This is a genomic window from Burkholderia sp. HMSC10F09 (genome assembly GCF_001806955.1).
In the GTDB taxonomy this organism is placed as follows: Bacteria; Pseudomonadota; Gammaproteobacteria; order Burkholderiales; family Burkholderiaceae; genus Burkholderia; species Burkholderia multivorans.
This window is the reverse complement of record NZ_KV786797.1, coordinates 36250-53115: the sequence shown is the minus strand read 5'-3', so window position 1 is coordinate 53115 and position 16866 is coordinate 36250. Positions and strand designations below refer to the sequence as shown.

Sequence of the window (16866 nt, the reverse complement as noted above, 5' to 3'; positions counted from 1 at the left end):
TCCCCTCACACGTCCAGCAGCGGCCGGTGCTTGATGTGGCGGGCGAAGACCTGCATGAACTGCGGATCGACGCGCGCGCCCCAAACCGCCAGCGCATGACCGACGATCCAGAGCACCACGCCGGGAATCCACATCTGCAAGCCCAGGCCCACGGCAGCGGCCAAGGTGCCGTTGGTGATGGCCACGGTGCGCGGAGCGCCGCCCATCAAAATCGGCTCGGTCAGCGAGCGATGCAGCGGCACCTCAAAGCCGGGAGCGAAGCCCTGCACGCCATCGTGGGCCGCGTTCATACGACGGCCCCGCCCGAGAAGCTGAAGAACGACAGGAAGAACGAGGACGCGGCAAACGCGATCGACAGACCGAAGACGATCTGGATCAGCTTGCGGAACCCGCCCGAGGTATCGCCGAAGGCCAGCGCCAGGCCCGTGGCGATGATGATGATGACCGCGATGATCCGGGCCACCGGCCCCTGGATGGATTCGAGGATGGATTGCAGCGGCCCTTCCCAGGGCATCGAGGAACCCGCGGCCTGGGCGGTGCCCGCAAGCAGCAGCATCAGCGCCGCGAGCATCAAGCCTTGCATGGCCGGGCGAGCCAGGTTATCCAGCCGCGCGGGCCGGCGAAGAGGATTTGCGGAAGTACGGAAAGCAGGAACGATCATCTGCGTCATGGCAGTTCTCCAGAGTGGTCAGGGGACGGGGAGGAAAGGTCGGACTGCGGCAGCAGCTCCGGGAATGGAGCCTCCAGTGCATCCGCCAGTTGGTAGCCCACGCCATCGAAGCCGACGACGCGGGCGATGCTCTCGATGCGGCGCTTGCGCCCGCGCCCGGCGATGTGGATGACCACATTGACCGCTTCCGCGATCAGCGCACGGGGCGGGTTCACCGCCACTTCGAGAATCAGTTGCTCCAGGCGCAGCAATGCGCCCAGCGCGGAGCCGGCGTGGATGGTGGCGACGCCGCCTGGATGGCCGGTGCCCCAGACCTTGATGAGATCCAGCGCCTCGGCGCCGCGCACCTCGCCGACGACGACACGATCCGGGCGCAGGCGCATCGAAGACCGCACCAGCTCGGTCATGGACACCACGCCCTGGCGTGTGCGCAGCGGTACGTGGTCGCGGGCTGCGCATTGCAGCTCCACCGTGTCTTCGAGCACCAGCACGCGGTCGCCGGTGGCGGCGATCTCGGCCAGCAACGCATTGGCCAGGGTGGTCTTGCCGGTACTCGTCCCACCGGCGATCAGGATGTTCTGGCGCTCGCGCACAGCGCGCACCAGCAGGCCCGCCTGTGCGGCGGTCATCATCCCGTCCTCGATGTAGCGCGACAACGGGATCACGCCGAAGGCGCGCTTGCGCAGCGCGAAGGCTGGCCCCGGTGCAGCGGGCGGCAGGATGCCCTCGAAGCGTTCGCCGGTTTCCGGCAGCTCGGCTGTCAGCAGTGGCTGACCCCGATGCACTTCGGCGCCGACGTGGGCAGCCACGAGGCGGATGATGCGTTCGCCATCGGCCTCGGACAGCTCCACGCCCATCGGCGCGCGGCCCGTGGACAGGCGATCCACCCAGAGCGTCCGGTCGGGATTGAGCATGATTTCCACCACGTCCGGGTCTTCGAGCGCGGCAGCGATCAGCGGCCCCATTGCCGTGCGCAGCATCTGGATGCGGCGATCCAGCGATGTGGCCGTGAAGGAGGAAGGAACGGCGCTCATGAGGCTCGCTCCTGTGCTTCGGCCGTGTCCGCCATCCGCATCGGATCGGGATTCAGTTCGTCCACCACGTCGCGCACCAGACTGCGCCCACGCAGCAGGTGGCGGCCAAGCTGTTCGACAAACTGCTCGAAGCGGGCCTTACCCTGGGCGCGGGCGGCGTCCTGATGGGCCTCGGGAACAGGTGTGCTGACGGTCAGGAAGTAGCGGATGAACAGCGCCAGCGTTTCGATGGCAATGTTCTGGTCGCGCTCCAGGCGCTCGGCGTGGCGCGACAGGCGATCCAGTCGCTTGGCGATGGCGGCTTCGCGCTGGTCGCCAGCGTCGGGCGACAGCCACGATGCAAGCGCTGCCGCGACGATGCTGGACTTGGACACGCCCTTGGCGGCGGCCAGTTCGTCGGTAAGCGCTCAATTGACGACGTCTGGTATTGAAGGCTGAACGTTGGCAGGCTTGCGTCCGCAAAGACTTTGCGGACGCAAACATGATCCAAGACGAGATTGACCTATTTCCGCTGCAGGCGGTGCGAGTCCGCTCCAATGGGAAGCGCGACTACGAGCCAGCGGCCAAGCGGCGTCTGATTGAGTTCTGCCTTCAATCGGGAGCATCGGTTTCGGGCACGGCTCTCAAGGCTGGCATCAACGCTAATCAGTTGCGCAAATGGATTCGGGAGTACCGAGATTCAGCGCAGGCGCGAGGTGCATTGCCGGCATTCGTGCCGGTTGTCCAGGAGGTTCTGGATTCGCGGCCGATCGAGACACCTGCAAAGGTCGTGGTGCCTCGCCGCGAAGCGGCCTCAGCGACTGCCGATTCGCCACCGCAGCGAGCGCTACCGCTGGCACTCTTGAGCGCGAAGCTACCCAACGGGGTATCACTCGAGCTCGAATGCGACGAGCGACACGTGGCGCTCGTAAGGGCAATGATCGAAGCCCTGAATGGAGGCCATTGATGTTCCGCCTCGACGCTGGGCTGCGGGTGTACCTGCATCGCGACGCTGTGGACTTCCGTAAGAACATCAACGGCCTGGCACTGCTGGTCGAGCAGGCGCTCGGGCTGGATCCGTTTGCATCTGCTGTATTTGTGTTCCGCAACCAGCGGGCCGATCGCATCAAGATTCTCGGCTGGGATCGCAACGGCTTCTGGCTACTGTTGAAGCGATTGGAGGCGGACCGGTTTGCTTGGCCACGCGAGGCGTCGGTGGCCACGCTGACGGTCGAACAGTTGCACTGGCTGCTCGAGGGAATCGACATCGAGGCGATGCGCCGGCACCCGCACCGAGAATACCATCGCGCTGCGTGAACGCTGCTTGGCGGCAGCGGTCTAACCCGCCATGCCATCCACGCCCGTCACCGTTACCGCCGCCGAGCTGCAACTGTTGCGAGACGCCGAGCGCGAGCTCAAGGCAATACTCGCGGAACGCGAGGCAATCAAGGGCGAGCTGCGTGTGATGACGGTCCAGCGAGACCTGCTCTTGGAACAGCTCAAGGCGTTCCAGCGTAAGCTGTTCGCCGCCAAGAGCGAGGCGCGAGGCTCGGAGCAGAAGGACTTGTTCCTCAATGAGGCCGAAGCCATGGCGGCAGCGGCCGCGCAGCCGGCGCAGGAAGAAGAAGGTACGCCCGAGACCGAAGTGGCCGGGCACACACGCAAGAAGCGTGGCCGTAAGCCGCTCGACCCGGCGCTGCCCCGTGTCGAGGTTCGTCACGAACTACCCGAATCGGAACGCGTCTGCCCCCTCGATGGCCAGACTCTGGTCGAGATTGCCGTTGAGGTCAGCGAACAGCTCGACATCGTGCCGCAACAGGTCCGCGTGATCCAGCACCAGCGGGTCAAGTACGCCTGCCCATGCTGCGACGGCGGCATCAAGACGACGCCGGCACCGGCACGCATTATTCCCAAGGGACTCCTTACCGAATCGGCGCTGGCCTGGTGCATCACCTCGAAGTATCAGGATGGCCTGCCGCTGTACCGCCAGGCAGCGCTGCTGCATCGCTTCGGCGGGGACCTCTCTCGCGGCACCCTGGCCGCAAGCATAGTGCGAGTAGGCCAAGCGGTGCAGCCAATCATCAACCTGCTGCGTGACCATCTGCTGGAAGCAGACGTCGTGTACGGTGATGAGACAACGGTACAGGTGCTCAAGGAGTCCGGCAGGCCTGCCCAGAGAAAGAGCTTCCTATGGGCGCAGATGAATGGCACGGGCCCGCCGGTACGGTTGTTTGCCTATAGCCCCACACGCGAGACAAAGCAGGCTACGGCTCTCTATGCCGGCATCAAGCCTGGGTCGGTGTTGATGACCGACGGCTATGCACCATACGACGACGTCGCAAACACCTATCAGTTGGTGCACCTCGGATGCTGGGCGCACGCGCGGCGCTACCTGGTCGAGGCGGAGCAAGCCTTGCCCAAGGACAAGCGCGCCGACCACACGGTCACCGGATTCCTGCAGCGCATCGGCAAGCTGTTTGCCATCGAACGCCACACGCTCGAGATGAGGCCGGAACAACGGCAGCAAGTTCGCGCCGAACAAAGCCAGCCGCTGCTGGCCGAGATCGAAACGATGCTGCTGCAACACCTGCATACCGTACTGCCGCAAAGCCTGTTCGGCAAGGCGCTGCACTACCTGCATGGGCAGTGGCCAAAGCTCGTGCGCTACATCGAGAACGGAACTTGGCCGATCTCGAACAATCCCTGCGAGAACGCGATTAGGCCATTCGTGATCGGACGGAGAAACTTCCTCTTCTGCGACACCGTGGCCGGTGCCAACGCCAGCGCAAGTCTTTACTCACTGGTGGAAACCTGCAAGGCCAACGACGTCGATCCGTATCAGTATCTCGTTGCCTTGTTCAAGGCGTTGCCACACGCACAGACCGCCGACGACTACGAGGCTCTGCTGCCCTGGACGCTCAAGTCCTCAGACGCCTAGCGGATACCGCCGGCGGCCGCAAGGGACGCCCTCAAAAGACCGCTTACGTTCGTCGAGCCGCCTGGCGTGCTCGGGCTGGATGAAGAGATTCAAGCGGTGCTGACTCATAGCGCGATTCCGTCGTCAGGGTCGAGGGATGCCAGCCGGGCCGTGCGCTGCAGGGCCGGGTCGAGCTGGCGCGGGAGGGAGACCGAAAGAGGCAAAGGCATGTCGTCGTCATCGAGCAGCCCGAGGTCGGCTGCGGGCGCAACCAGGTCGGGGTCGTAGGCGACGGTCTCGGAGAGTTCGGGCTGACGGCGCGGGCCGCCGTCATCGGTCGAACCCAGGTGCTCCAGGCCATCGGCCGATGCCGCGGCCGGTGCGACGGGCACGGCGGGAATCGCCAGCCCACTCCAGTCATCCGCACGGGCCGGCGGCACGTCGGCATAGCGCCCCGCGGCGAGCACCGGCGGCGGCAGCACCCGTCGCTTGAAGTTGGCGTCCGCGTAGTAGCGCAGCTTCCTGGCCTTGATCGGCGCCACGCTGGAGACCATCACCACCGCCTCGTCGGGCGGTAGCTGCATGACTTCGCCGGCCGTCAGCAGCGGGCGGGCTGTCTCCTGCCGTGACACCATGAGGTGCCCCAGCCAGGGCGCGAGCCGATGGCCGGCATAGTTGCGCTGCGCGCGCAGTTCGGTGGCGGTTCCCAGTGTCTCGGATATCCGCTTGGCGGTGCGCTCATCGTTGGTGGCGAAGGTCACGCGCACATGGCAGTTGTCCAGGATCGAATGGTTCTGGCCGTAGGCCTTATCGATCTGGTTCAGGCTCTGCGCGATCAGGAAGCTGCGGATGCCGTAGCCCGCCATGAAGGCCAGCGCCGTCTCGAAGAAATCCAGCCGCCCGAGCGCGGGGAATTCATCGAGCATCAGCAGCAGCTTGTGGCGGCGCTCGATGCCATCGGAGCCGTCAAGCGATTCGGTGAGGCGTCGCCCGATCTGGTTGAGGATCAGGCGGATCAGCGGCTTCGTCCGCGAAATGTCCGAAGGCGGCACCACCAAGTACAGCGACACCGGATGCTCGGCCGCGATCAGGTCAGCGATGCGCCAGTCGCAGCGCGACGTGACTTCGGCCACCGTAGGGTCGCGGTAGAGGCCCAAGAACGACATGGCCGTGGACAGCACGCCCGAGCGCTCGTTGTCGCTCTTGTTGAGCACTTCGCGCGCCGCTGAAGCCACCACCGGATGCGGGCCACCACCCTCCTCATTCACGAGGTGGGGCGTGGTCATCATGCGGTGCAAGGTCAGATCGAATGGGCAGGCAGGATCGGAAAGGAAGTTCGCCACGCCGCGCAGCGTCTTGTCTTCGCCCGCGTAGAGCACATGCAGGATGGCTCCAACCAGCAGCGCATGCGAAGTCTTCTCCCAGTGGTTGCGCCGCTCCAGTGCGCCTTCTGGATCGACCAGGATGTCCGCGATGTTCTGCACGTCGCGCACCTCATGCCCGCCGCGCCGCACTTCGAGCAGCGGGTTGTAGGCCGCCGACTGGCTATCCGTCGGGTTGAACAGCAGGCAGTGCGAGAAGCGCGAACGCCAACCTGCGGTAATGCTCCAGTTCTCGCCCTTGATGTCGTGGATGACGGCGGATGCGGGCCACGACAGCAGGGTCGGCACCACTAGGCCCACACCCTTGCCCGAGCGGGTGGGCGCGAAGGTCAGGACGTGTTCCGGGCCTTCATGGCGCAGGTACTGCTGGCGATGCAGGCCGAGGAACACGCCCGCGGACTGGTCAAGGCCCGCTTTGTGAATGTCCTCCGCGTTGGCCCAGCGCGCAGAGCCATAGGTCGTGACCAGCTTGGACTGGCGCGAGCGCCAGATCGACATGCCGATGGCGACCAGCACCGCGAACAGGCCACTGCCCGCTGCAATGACCCCGCCCACGTCGAAGACATGCGGCGCGTAGGCATCGAAGAAGAACCACCACTCGAACAGGCGCCACGGGTGATAGACCGGCGTGCCGAGGAAATCGAACCACGGCGATCCCAGGCGTAGCTGGTACCCCAGAGCCGCTGCCGTCCATTGCGTGGCGCTCCACACTCCGGCGATCACGATGCCGAATACGACGGCAATCTGACCGAACAGCACGTTCGTCCCTTGCATGATCCTGCCTCCGAGAACGGCACAACAACGTGCCGCCCCTATCAGGATCAATGCCATAGGGAGTACCGGTCAAAGACTGAAATCGCCGGGATTAAGGCTTAAAAAGCCATAGTTCTTGCTGTGGCGAAGACAATAAAAATGCCGCAGGCACAAAGGCGCTGCGGCGTATCGAGGTAACAGTGCGCAAGCTGTCGCAGAAGCGCGACGCCGGTGCGCCTTGCGTGGGCTACGGGGCTTTCTTCTGCTCCGGCCTGTCGCCGAAGAAGCGCCGTTCGGCGGCTGCGGCTGCGCGCATGCAAAGTTCATCGCCGATCTTCGCGCGATCTTCCTTGCATTGGCGCTGGATTTCCTTGATGCGTGCGGGGTTCGCCACCAGCTCATCCACTGTCTCTGTAGGATTGGCAGGACCACAGGCCGTCATCACAACGGCAATCACGGACATCACGATTTTGTTCATGGCGAGCGTCCTTTGGATTTCGGATTCACGAATCGGTCACGTTATCGGCACCAGCCGAATCCATGGTGACGACACGTTGAATGAACCGGGTCAGCATCGGTGACGGTTCAGTATCTCGACGCAGCAGATAAGTTGTCAGCATGGGTGGCGTTCCCGCCAACTGACGGGCCTTGACTCCAGGCTCTTTACTGGATGCGATATGCGCTGCACCTGCCAGACCAACCGCCAGTCCTGCGGATACCAGGGCCATCATCACGTCGAAGGTGGCAACGCGCTGGAGGATCTGCAACTCCTCGTCCCGCTTCTGCAGGATGCGGTCTATCTGGCGAGTATGCCCCTGGCATGCGGCCGGGTCGCCGAGCACCAACCGTTGCTGCAACACCATCTCCAGCGGAATGCGCCGGTGCTCCAGCAAGGGGTGGCGCAAAGACAGCGCCACCATCAATTCGTCATCCCACGCGGGAGTCGTCACGATGCCGTCGCCTACCTCGTCCGCCATAGACAAGCCCGCGTCGTACAGGTCTTCTTGCAAGCCTCTGATCTGCTGATCCAGTGGTACCTCGAACAGGCGGATTTCTACTTCGGGCTCTTCCTCGCGGCTACGGGCCAGCAAGGCAGGCAGCCGCGATGGCGTGATACCGTCGGACAGGGCAATGCGCAACTGGCCATGAAACCCACTGGCGGCCGATTTCGCACCATCGCGCGCTTGTTCCAGTGCCTCAAAGATACGTGGAACCCGCTCCAGAAATACTTTGCCGGCATGAGTCAGTCGAATGTTGCGTGTGGTACGGGTGAATAGCTTTGCTCCTAGTTCGTCTTCCAGATCTTTGATGGCACGGGATAGAGGTGACTGATCCATATGCAGTTTTTCTGCAGCCCGAGCAAAGTGAAGCTCCTCGGCGACCGTGAGAAAGTAGCGTAAATGTCTAAGCTCCATTGGAAAATTTTCCATTCCTGCGACACGCAAGCCCCCCCCGGATTCTTGGGACTTTGAAGGCGGAGAATACCGGTCGTAATGCCGATGTACCAATATATCGAGCCTGTAAGTCGTTGTCGGCGAGTTAGCGACTGAGTGCGATTACTACAAGACCCGCTTCATTGAACTAGTGGTACCTTGTTGACAATCGAAGATGGTCTGAATAGCACATTTGATTCCGCCATGGTTGATGGATCGATAGCAGCAATTTCGGTAAAACAGGGATTCAATATACTCGGCACTTCTTGGCTATCGCAACTTGCCGCGCCTGCCTCAAGGGCCGCTCGCAGTTCGAACAAATACTGGCGCAGCAAGGCCATAGTCATGCTCCTATTTAGATAATTGCTGTCATCTCCGGCACGGCGGCAAACAGGTCCGCCTCCAGCCCGTAGTCGGCCACCGAGAAGATCGGTGCCTCCGGGTCCTTGTTGATCGCCACGATCACCTTGGAGTCCTTCATGCCCGCCAGGTGCTGGATGGCGCCCGAGATGCCGCAGGCGATGTACAGCTGCGGCGCCACGATCTTGCCGGTCTGGCCGACCTGCAGGTCGTTGGGGGCGTAGCCCGCGTCCACCGCGGCGCGGCTGGCACCGATGGCGGCGCCCAGCTTGTCGGCCAGCGGGGTGATGACTTCCTTGAACTTCTCTTCGCTGCCCAGCGCCCGGCCACCCGAGACGATGATCTTGGCGGCCGTCAGCTCGGGACGGTCGCTCTTGACGATCTCGGAACCCACGAAACTGCTCTTGCCGGAGTCGGCGACGGCGGCGACGGTCTCGACCGCTGCTGCGCCACCGGTGGCGGACGCGGCGTCGAAGCCAGTGCCGCGCACGGTGATGACCTTGGTGGCGTCGCCCGATTGCACGGTGGCGATGGCGTTGCCGGCGTAGATGGGGCGCTCGAAGGTGTCGGGGCCGTCGACCTTGGTGATGTCGCTGATCTGCGCCACGTCGAGCTTGGCGGCCACGCGGGGGGCCACGTTCTTGCCGCCGGCGGTGGCTGGGAACAGGATGTGGCTGTAGTTGCCCGCGATGGCCAGCACCTGGGCGGCGATGTTCTCGGCCAGGCCGTGCTTCAGGCTCGCGCCGTCGGCGTGGATGACCTTGGCGACGCCAGCGATCTGGGCGGCGGCGGCAGCGGCGGCGGCGGCGTTCTCGCCGGCGACGAGCACGTGCACGTCACCGACGCAGGCCTTGGCGGCCGTGACGGTGTTGAGGGTGGCGCTCTTGATGCTTGCGTTGTCGTGATCTGCAATAACGAGTGCGGTCATGGCTGGTGTCCTTTCGATGTTGTTGTGATGAGCCTTAGATGACCTTGGCTTCGTTCTTGAGCTTGTCAATGAGGGTGGCCGCGTCGGGCACCTTGACTCCGGCGCCGCGCTTGGGCGGCTCGCTGACCTTCAGCGTCTTGATGCGGGGTGCCACGTCCACGCCCAGTTCCTCGGGCTTGAAGGTGTCCAGCTGTTTCTTCTTGGCCTTCATGATGTTGGGCAGCGTCACGTAGCGCGGCTCGTTCAGGCGCAGGTCGGTGGTGATGACCGCAGGTATGTTCAGCGCCAGGGTTTCGAGGCCGCCGTCCACTTCGCGGGTCACGTTCACCTTGTCGCCAGCGATCTCGACCTTGGAGGCGAAGGTGGCTTGCGGCAGGTCGGCCAGCGCCGCCAGCATCTGACCCGTCTGGTTGCAGTCGTCGTCGATGGCCTGCTTGCCCAGGATCACGAGGCCGGGCTGTTCCTTTTCGATCAGAGCCTTGAGCAGCTTGGCCACGGCCAGCGGCTGCAGTTCTTCATTGGTCTCGACCAGGATGCCGCGGTCGGCGCCGATGGCCATGGCAGTGCGCAGCGTTTCCTGGCACTGGGCCACGCCGCAGGAGACGGCGATCACTTCGGTGACCACGCCTTTTTCTTTCAGGCGCACGGCTTCCTCAACAGCAATCTCGTCGAAGGGGTTCATGCTCATCTTGACGTTGGCGATGTCCACGCCGCTGCCGTCGGACTTCACACGCACCTTGACGTTGTAGTCCACCACGCGTTTTACGGATACGAGAATTTTCATGAGAGGATTTCCTATTGAGGTTCAGGCCACCGAGGGCATGGCCTGGAGCTCGCTTGCTGCGCGCTGCGCACGCGAAGTGATCATCACCGTTGCCTCGCCCTCGATGACTACGGTGTCCTTGACTCGGCAGACCGTGGACAGCACTGCCCGTGCCTTGGCCACCTCCACCGACAGTACGGTGACCGCGGCATGAACGGTGTCGCCCGGTTTGACAGGCACCTTGAAGCGCAATTGCTGCCCCAGATAGACCGTACCTGGCCCCGGCAGCCGGTTTGCGACCGCTGCAGAAATCACGCTGGCCGTCAGAAAGCCGTGCGCGATGCGTGCGCCAAATCGCGTCGTGGCCGCGAACTCTTCGTTGAGATGTACCGCATTGGTATCGCCGGAGACGCCAGCAAACATCACGATGTCCGCTTCGGTAATGGTCTTCGAGAAGCAGGCGTTCATGCCCGGCTGCAGATCCTCGACGTCGTAGCCATTCAGGTCGTTCATCGTCTATATCTCTCAGAGCTGGTCGTCCGACAATGCCAACGTGCTGGCCGCGCCATGGACCACGATGTCGCGCAGCGCGGAGGCCTCCACCAGGATGTGCGTCGCATAGTGGCTGGCCGTGATGCGCTTGGCCCGCAGAAAGCCCGCATCGCTGGAATCCGCCGCCAACTGCGCCGTGGCGGCTTCGGCCATGCGCGCCGACAGCCAGCCACCGATCACGGTGCCCGCCAATCGCAGGAAAGGCACCGCCCCCGCGGCGCAGTCCTGCGGCTGCGCGTCACTGTGGGCCAGCTGCCAGTCAGCCCCGTCCTCCAGAGCCCGAACTGCTCTCATCAACGCGTCGCCGATGGACGAGAGCTCCGGGTCGCGCGCATCCATCAACTGGCGCGCATCGCTGTCGATACGTGTCAACAAGCCCTTCAGCGTGCGTCCCCCCTCGCGTGCCAGCTTGCGGCCGATCAGGTCGTTGGCCTGGATGCCGGTGGTACCTTCATAGATCGTCGTGATGCGGGCATCGCGGAAGTACTGCGCGGCCCCGGTTTCCTCGATATAGCCCATGCCGCCATGAATCTGCAGGCCATCGGAGGTGATGCCCTGTGCGCTGTCGGTGCACCAGCCTTTGACCACAGGCGTCAGCAGGCCAACCAGGGCCTGTGCCTGCGCGCGCTCCTGCGCATCGGGGTGTCCGGCGACGCGGTCCATCTGGCCGGCACAGAAATAGGCCAGCGCGCGCATGGCCTCGGTGCGCGCCTTCATGTCCATCAGCATGCGCCGCACGTCGGGGTGGCCAGCGATGGTGCTGCTGCCGGCCAGCGCCGGCTTGCCCTGCACGCGCTCGAGCGCATAGGCCCGGGCATGCTGGTAGGCACGCTCGGAAACGCCCACGCCCTCCAGCCCGACGTTCAGCCGTGCGTGGTTCATCATGGTGAACATGCACGCCAGCCCCTGGTGCGGCTCGCCGACGAGATAACCGATCGCGCCCCCGTTGTCGCCGAAAGTCATAGAGGCCGTGGGGCTGCCGTGGATGCCCAGCTTGTGCTCGATCGAGGTGCAGGCCAGGTCGTTGCGTTCGCCCAGGGAGCCGTCGTCATTGACCAGGAACTTCGGGCACAGAAACAGCGAGATGCCTTTCACGCCCGGCGGCGCATCGGGCAGCCGGGCAAGCACCAAGTGCACGATGTTCTCGGTCATGTCGTGCTCGCCCCAGGTGATGAAGATCTTGTTGCCGCTGATGCGGTAGTGATCCCCCTCGGGCACGGCGCGGCTGCGCAGCGCGGCCAGATCGGATCCGGCCTGCGGCTCGGTGAGATTCATGGTGCCGGTCCAGCGGCCGGCGACCATGGGCTCCAGAAAGCGCTGCTTGAGCGCCTCGCTGCCGTGGTGGGCAATCGCCTCCACGGCACCGAGCGTGAGCATCTGGCACAGGCTGAAGGCCAGGTTGGACGATTTCCACATCTCCAGCACGGCGGTGGACACCAGCGTGGGCAGTCCTTGACCGCCCCACTCTGTGGAGGCCGGCATTCCAATCCAGCCGTTCTCGCAGAAGCTGGACCAGGCCTCGCGAAAGCCATCGGCGGGCGTGACCTCGCCATCGTGCCAGCGCGCGCCCTGCACATCGCCCGTACGGTTGAGTGAATCCAGCACGCCGGCGGCATAGTGGGCTGCCTCCTGCAGGATGGCCTCGACCAGGTCGGGTGTGGTCTCTTCATGGCCGGGCTGGGCGCAGATCGCTTCCAGGCCTCCGACTTCCTTCATCGTGAACAGCATGTCGCGCAAGGGCGCGGTATAGACAGACATGGCGGACTCCTTTGATGGTAGCGATCAAGCGTTTTGCGGTGTCGGCTGCAACGGGCGCAGTTCTGGCACGGCCTCTTGCGGAGTCGCCGACGTCGGGCCGCCGTACTTGATAAACGCCAGGGCGATTGCGCCGAGGACTCCGAAACCGCCGATCACCAGGAAGTTCTGTTCCAGCGGTAGTTCCAGTGCGACGATCTGGCCGATCAGCAGAGGCGCCGCAATAGCACCCAGGCGCCCTACGCCGGAGGCCATGCCGATACCGGTCGAGCGGATGGACATCGGGTAGAACTGCCCGCAGAAGGCATAGGCCACCAGTTGCGCACCAGTGGTGCAGGCGCCGACCGCGCCAATGATCAGATAGCGCACCTCGGTCAAGGTCTGGAACGTCATCAGGTACAGCAGCACGCCGCCCAGCGCATACATCGCCACCAGCACCCACTTGATGTTGAACTTGTCGGCGAGCCACCCGCCGCACACGGCACCGATGATCGCGCCAACATTCAGCGCGATCACGAAGCTGAGGGCAGACCCCAGGCTGTAGCCAGCCATCGCCATCAGCTTGGTCAGCCAGCTACTGAGCGCATAGACCATGAACAGACCCGAGAAGAAGGCGACCCAGAACAGCGCCGTGCTCAGGCCCCGCCCGTCCTGGAAAAGGCGGGTAACCGGTGCACCTGCCATGCGGTCAGCTGCCGGCACGAAGAACTGGGCGTCCGCCGGGTGCTTGCCGCCCGGCTGGAGATGGCGTGCCACTTCGGCTAGCTCACCATTGCGACGCTGAGCGATCAGGTAGGTCATGGACTCCGGCACCAACTTCAGGATGAACGGAACTAGCAGCACGGGCACCCCCGCCGCGATGAACACGGCCTGCCAGCCATACTCGCCGATCAGTTGCTTGCCCAGCACCGCAGCCAGGATGCCGCCCAGTGCGTAGCCCGAAGTCATCAGTGCCGTCATCAGGCTGCGGATCTTCTTGGGCGAATACTCGACCATCTGTGCCACGATGACCGGGAGCACGCCACCAATCCCCAAGCCAGCAATGAAGCGCACCACGCTGAAGCTGATGGGGTCCTTGGTGAATCCGGCGGCCGCAGTGAACACACTGAACAGCATGACACCAATGGAGAGGGCCCAGCGACGACCAATCCGGTCGGACAGCGTGCCCAGAACCATAGCACCGAACATCATGCCAAACAGCGCCGAACTGGCCATGAAACCGGCAGTCGATGCGTTCACGCCCATCTGCTGCATGATGGACGGCAGGGCGATGCCCACCACGGCGATGTCATAGCCGTCAATGATGAGAATCAACAGGCACCATAGAAGCACCTTGGCATGAAAGCGGTTGAAGCGAGCGTCGTCGGCGAGCTTCTGCATGTCGATTTGGCACACGTGTTTGTCTCCTTTGAACTTGGCTCCGGATCGTGGGGACGGCGGTCATCGCCGCACCGCTACATATCGTCCAGCGCACGCAAGGAATCGTAGGTGCCGGTGCAGCAATCCGCGATGACGAAGCGCCCCGATCGAATGACAAACGGCCCCTTTCTGAGGGCCCCGTCAAGTGCGCCAAGAGGTCAAGCGTCAAGCAAAATTGAGATGAACCCTGTCGAGCATCTGTGAAAGGTGCCACTTCAAGACCAGTTTGAATCACACCGGCTTCCGTGGAGGCTCAACTCCTGAGAGGATTGAGTCATGAACACTAAAGCTGCTCGTTTTAGCCCTGAGGTACGTGAACGTGCCGTACGTTTGGTGCAGGAATGCCAAGCGGATTACGCATCGCTGTGGGGCGCATGTGAATCGATAGCCCCCAAGATTGGCTGCTCTGTCAGCACCTTGCATGGATGGGTGCAGCGCAAAGAAATAGATGCAGGCCAACGCCCAGGATTGACCACGGATGAACGTGAGCGGCTCAAGCAACTGGAGCGAGAGAACAAGGAACTGCGCCGAGCCAATGACATCCTCAAGGCTGCGAGCGCTTTTTTTGCGCAGGCGGAGCTGGACCGTCGCATCAAGAGTTAATTGACTTTGTAGACCAGTATCGTGATGCCTATGGGGTCGAGCCAATTTGCAGGTTGCTGCAAATTGCCCCATCGGGCTACAGGCGCAGAGTTCAACAAAGAAACTGCTATTGGCTGCGCTGCAAGCGCAGCCAATCAGATGAAGAACGTTGCAGTCATATTCAACGGGTGTGGCACGCCAATTGGCAGGTGTATGGTGCCGTCAAAGTTTGGAAGCAGATGCACCGAGAGGGCTTGACCATTGCCCGCTGCACAGTGCAACGCCTGATGCGCAAGCTGGGCCTTGAAGGCGCTAGACGAGGCAAGAAGGTGCGTACGACACGCCCAGATGTGGCACGGCCAAGCCCGCTAGACCTGGTCAACCGCCAGTTCACAGCTCAGCGCCCTGACCAGCTTTGGGTTGCAGACTTCACCTATGTATCTACATGGCAAGGGCAGATGTTTGTGGCCTTTGTGATTGATGTGTATGCACGCCGCATAGTGGGCTGGCGGGTCAGCAGCCATATGCGTACGGACTTTGTGGTGGATGCTTTGGAGCAGGCTCTGTATGCACGGCAGCCGTCCAGCGACACCAAACTGATTCACCACTCCGACAGGGGGAGTCAGTATGTGTCCATTCGCTACACCGAACGCTTGGAAGAAGCTGGACTGATGCCTTCAGTGGGCAGCACTGGCGACTCCTACGACAACGCCTTGGCCGAAACCATCAACGGTTTGTACAAAACGGAAGTTATCTACAAACGAGGGCCGTGGAAAACAAAGGAATCACTGGAGCTGGCAACGCTGCAATGGGTGCACTGGTTCAACCATGACAGGCTGCTGGAATCTATAGGACATATACCGCCAGCGGAAGCTGAGGCAAACTACTGGAGGCAAGTTGCCAATACCGTGCAGGCTAACGCCTGCACTTCAACAAACTAGCCTCCACCAAACCCGGTGCGATTCAGTTCGCAAACAAGGTGTTCAAAGGACCGAAGGCCATACACGGCGCGCTGGTGCAAATACCCATTGCTCTCGAAACACCCCCCCACAAAGAACCCAGTCAATGACTGGGCTTGATTGGGTTGCTTCTACATCCTTGAGGGCAAATTAGCGCATCAGGCGAGCCGATAGCGCATGGCGCCGTCTTCATCCTCTGCAGACACGATTTCCCCACGCTGGTCGAGATAGTTCAGGTGGGCGAGTGTCTCTCCGGTCGCGAGGTTGAGGTGCATTTGCTCCGCAACAGTGGACGAACGGTACAAGACGCGAACTAGGTCGATGACCCTTAAAGGCTGCGCAAGTTGTTGCCTGACACGGTCTGTGCCTTTCACGGCGCTCGCACGTAGTTGCTCCAACCGTAGGTGCAGGCCATAGAAAGGTTCGTTGTGGGCAGGCAGAACCAAGACGCTCCCAGGTACGCGTTGCAGCAATCGGTCGATGGAGTCGAGCCAGCCCTGCAAAGGATTAGCATGCGGCTCGGTGGCGTACACGGAGGTATTGGAACTGATCCTGGGAAGAACCTGATCTCCCGATATCAGCAAATCCAGTTCGCGCGAGTAAAAGCACGCGTGCTCGGGAGAATGTCCTGTGCCAACAATGACCTCCCATTCCTGATTCCCGATCCGCAACATCTGACCATCCGTGAGCCGTACAAAGCTGTCAGGCAAAGGATGAATCATTTTGCCGAAGTCACCAAACCGAGTGCGATACTCATCGACCTCGGTGTCGCTCCATCCGGCTCTCCGGTAGAAGCGAACACCATCGACTGGCGCTTCCCGCCCTGAATCGGCAAGCATCACCCGACAGCTTAAATACTCGTCTCGTGTCATCCACAGCGCGCATTCGAAGCGACGTGCCAACCATCCCGCCATGCCCACGTGATCCGGGTGCATGTGCGTCGCCATTACACGGGAGACAGGACGGCCTGCTAGCGGCCCCTGAGGAGCGAACAAGGCGAACCATGCGTTCATTACGTCCACGCTACGAATTCCGGTGTCCACGACCGCCCAACCAGAACCATCGCTCAATACCCAGAGGTTGATGTGATCCAGGGAAAACGGCAGCGGCATGCGTAGCCACAGCACACCTGGCTTGATTTCAATGGCTTGACCAGGCAGCGGGAGATGAGAGAACGGATACGAGAGTGCCGGGGCTGCGTCGGTCATGATGCTTGGTTTACATTCTGGCAATGCCGCTTCAATGGTGCACAGCCATCACTCTTATGCTGTGCGAGTTCATTTTTAGCTTAAGGTCAGCACTGACAAGTGACAATGACGAATGACCTCGATAGGCTGACGGAAAACGTCTGCGTCCTGGCGCAGCCAGTCACTGCGCTGC

General features: G+C 62.5%; 18 protein-coding genes and 1 other annotated feature. Of the genes, 4 read left to right on the top strand and 14 right to left on the bottom strand.

Going from position 1 to position 16866, the window contains the following annotated elements; translation table 11 throughout:
- Positions 1 to 5: 5 nt before the first annotated feature.
- The 4 genes from HMPREF3115_RS19355 to HMPREF3115_RS19340 are packed head-to-tail and all read right to left on the bottom strand — an operon-like array spanning position 6 to position 2096.
- Complete coding sequence (locus tag HMPREF3115_RS19355; RefSeq protein ID WP_008642620.1) at positions 6 to 290, bottom strand: VirB3 family type IV secretion system protein; 285 nt, start codon at positions 288 to 290, stop codon at positions 6 to 8.
- Positions 287 to 670 (bottom strand): TrbC/VirB2 family type IV secretion system protein, encoded by a 384-nt coding sequence (locus tag HMPREF3115_RS19350; RefSeq protein ID WP_008642619.1) that lies wholly within the window; start codon positions 668 to 670, stop codon positions 287 to 289. The genes HMPREF3115_RS19355 and HMPREF3115_RS19350 overlap by 4 nt, the downstream gene beginning before the upstream one ends.
- Positions 667 to 1704 (bottom strand): P-type conjugative transfer ATPase TrbB, encoded by a 1038-nt coding sequence (trbB, locus tag HMPREF3115_RS19345; protein WP_008642618.1) that lies wholly within the window; start codon positions 1702 to 1704, stop codon positions 667 to 669. Before trbB ends, HMPREF3115_RS19350 begins: the two co-directional genes overlap by 4 nt.
- Entirely contained in the window at positions 1701 to 2096 is a 396-nt protein-coding gene (locus tag HMPREF3115_RS19340; protein WP_052106087.1) for a hypothetical protein, read from the bottom strand. The genes trbB and HMPREF3115_RS19340 overlap by 4 nt, the downstream gene beginning before the upstream one ends.
- An 89-nt stretch (positions 2097 to 2185) precedes the next feature.
- Here HMPREF3115_RS19340 and HMPREF3115_RS29700 point away from each other — a divergent pair, with 89 nt between their 5' ends.
- Genes HMPREF3115_RS29700 through HMPREF3115_RS19330 form a run of 3 tightly spaced genes read left to right on the top strand, consistent with a single transcriptional unit; the run spans position 2186 to position 4621 of the window.
- Positions 2186 to 2650 carry an IS66-like element accessory protein TnpA gene (locus HMPREF3115_RS29700; protein WP_017514071.1) on the top strand — a complete coding sequence of 155 codons (465 nt, stop codon included), beginning with the start codon at positions 2186 to 2188 and terminating at the stop codon, positions 2648 to 2650.
- Positions 2650 to 3000 (top strand): IS66 family insertion sequence element accessory protein TnpB, encoded by a 351-nt coding sequence (tnpB, locus tag HMPREF3115_RS19335; protein WP_017514072.1) that lies wholly within the window; start codon positions 2650 to 2652, stop codon positions 2998 to 3000. The genes HMPREF3115_RS29700 and tnpB overlap by 1 nt, the downstream gene beginning before the upstream one ends.
- 31 nt (positions 3001 to 3031) lie before the next feature.
- A complete protein-coding gene (locus HMPREF3115_RS19330) occupies positions 3032 to 4621 on the top strand; it encodes an IS66 family transposase (protein ID WP_034021473.1) in 1590 nt (529 codons plus the stop codon).
- Between the two features lie 104 nt (positions 4622 to 4725).
- Here HMPREF3115_RS19330 and HMPREF3115_RS19325 read toward each other — a convergent pair whose 3' ends face one another.
- The 9 genes from HMPREF3115_RS19325 to HMPREF3115_RS19290 form a co-directional block, all read right to left on the bottom strand.
- Positions 4726 to 6756 carry a conjugal transfer protein TraG gene (locus HMPREF3115_RS19325; protein ID WP_008642616.1) on the bottom strand — a complete coding sequence of 677 codons (2031 nt, stop codon included), beginning with the start codon at positions 6754 to 6756 and terminating at the stop codon, positions 4726 to 4728.
- Positions 6757 to 6982: 226 nt separating this feature from the next.
- Complete coding sequence (locus HMPREF3115_RS19320) at positions 6983 to 7213, bottom strand: EexN family lipoprotein (protein ID WP_008642615.1); 231 nt, start codon at positions 7211 to 7213, stop codon at positions 6983 to 6985.
- A 25-nt stretch (positions 7214 to 7238) separates the two neighbouring features.
- Positions 7239 to 8150, bottom strand: coding sequence for a LysR family transcriptional regulator (locus HMPREF3115_RS19315; protein ID WP_008642614.1), 912 nt, complete (start codon positions 8148 to 8150; stop codon positions 7239 to 7241).
- A gap of 158 nt (positions 8151 to 8308) precedes the next feature.
- Positions 8309 to 8509, bottom strand: a complete 201-nt coding sequence (locus HMPREF3115_RS31030) for a hypothetical protein (protein ID WP_124988613.1) — start codon at positions 8507 to 8509, stop codon at positions 8309 to 8311.
- A gap of 14 nt (positions 8510 to 8523) precedes the next feature.
- The gene (locus HMPREF3115_RS19310) at positions 8524 to 9456 is read right to left on the bottom strand and encodes an electron transfer flavoprotein subunit alpha/FixB family protein (protein WP_008642612.1); all 933 of its coding nucleotides are present in this window, start codon (positions 9454 to 9456) and stop codon (positions 8524 to 8526) included.
- Between the two features lie 34 nt (positions 9457 to 9490).
- Positions 9491 to 10240, bottom strand: a complete 750-nt coding sequence (locus tag HMPREF3115_RS19305; protein ID WP_008642611.1) for an electron transfer flavoprotein subunit beta/FixA family protein — start codon at positions 10238 to 10240, stop codon at positions 9491 to 9493.
- Positions 10241 to 10261: 21 nt separating this feature from the next.
- The gene (locus HMPREF3115_RS19300; protein WP_008642609.1) at positions 10262 to 10732 is read right to left on the bottom strand and encodes a MaoC family dehydratase; all 471 of its coding nucleotides are present in this window, start codon (positions 10730 to 10732) and stop codon (positions 10262 to 10264) included.
- Positions 10733 to 10744: 12 nt separating this feature from the next.
- Positions 10745 to 12529, bottom strand: a complete 1785-nt coding sequence (locus HMPREF3115_RS19295; RefSeq protein WP_034201270.1) for an acyl-CoA dehydrogenase — start codon at positions 12527 to 12529, stop codon at positions 10745 to 10747.
- Positions 12530 to 12553: 24 nt separating this feature from the next.
- Positions 12554 to 13921: an MFS transporter gene (locus tag HMPREF3115_RS19290; RefSeq protein ID WP_017234568.1), complete on the bottom strand. Its 1368-nt coding sequence runs from the start codon at positions 13919 to 13921 to the stop codon at positions 12554 to 12556.
- Between the two features lie 300 nt (positions 13922 to 14221).
- Here HMPREF3115_RS19290 and HMPREF3115_RS19280 point away from each other — a divergent pair.
- Positions 14222 to 15468, top strand: a protein-coding gene (locus HMPREF3115_RS19280) for an IS3 family transposase (RefSeq protein ID WP_226145690.1) whose coding sequence is annotated in 2 segments (ribosomal slippage) — positions 14222 to 14513 and positions 14513 to 15468 — 1248 coding nt in all. Because the reading frame shifts where the segments join, the coding sequence is not laid out codon by codon here.
- Positions 14503 to 14619, top strand: a sequence feature (AL1L pseudoknot). Its footprint overlaps the gene before it by 117 nt.
- Before the next feature lie 176 nt (positions 15469 to 15644).
- Here HMPREF3115_RS19280 and HMPREF3115_RS19275 read toward each other — a convergent pair.
- Positions 15645 to 16694: an MBL fold metallo-hydrolase gene (locus HMPREF3115_RS19275; RefSeq protein ID WP_176748755.1), complete on the bottom strand. Its 1050-nt coding sequence runs from the start codon at positions 16692 to 16694 to the stop codon at positions 15645 to 15647.
- Positions 16695 to 16866: the final 172 nt, after the last annotated feature.